This is a genomic window from Rheinheimera soli (assembly GCF_021290985.1).
Taxonomy (GTDB): Bacteria; Pseudomonadota; Gammaproteobacteria; order Enterobacterales; family Alteromonadaceae; genus Pararheinheimera; species Pararheinheimera soli.
Genome location: NZ_JAJOYU010000095.1, coordinates 1 through 598, shown reverse-complemented (window position 1 = coordinate 598; position 598 = coordinate 1). Strand labels below are relative to the sequence as shown.

At 39.1% G+C, this 598-nt stretch carries 1 protein-coding gene; it reads right to left on the bottom strand.

Going from position 1 to position 598, the window contains the following annotated elements:
* Nucleotides 1-190 precede the first annotated feature (190 nt).
* On the bottom strand, nt 191-598 hold a 408-nt coding region (locus LSG37_RS21145), incomplete at its 5' end, for a hypothetical protein (RefSeq protein ID WP_269836701.1).

The following is a 598-nucleotide window of genomic DNA, read 5'->3' as shown; positions in this document are numbered from 1 at the left end:
ATGCTTTTCGCTCTTAGTTGCCGTTAGAGACTTTCAGTCTGGCGGCTCAGTGCCAATTGCAGACATTTCTATTTGCAAACCTTAATGACCGCTTTAAAATCTAAAGCGGTCAATATGCTCAGCCAATCTTAAAACAATTAGCCTACTTTCACTTGCGCAATAATTTTAACAAGTAACTCACCTACAGCAGCTACTTCTTTGTACAGCGAATGGTCATCATTAAATAATATGCAACAGTACTGGTTTTAAGATAAAGCCGTCTTGATAGATACCATTCCAACTTCCGGCGCTCACCTCCACGGAGCTTGATAAGTGGAGGCAAATTTTTATCTCTTAATATCAAGAGTCTCCAGAATAAACGCAGCCTACGCCAACCACTGTTTGCTTGTAGCTTAAACGCTGAATCCTCAGCTTTTCCTAAAATTAAGTAATAGTTAGATTCAGCACCAGGTTGTTGAATTAACTGCTGCGCTACTATATGCATAGTATGATAATAGGGACTACCAACTCTCTGTGCATATTGAGATAACAAGTTAGCTTTTTCCAGACCATGAATGTAATTTTCAGTTCCCTCGTCTATGACTTTGGTTCTAAAAAC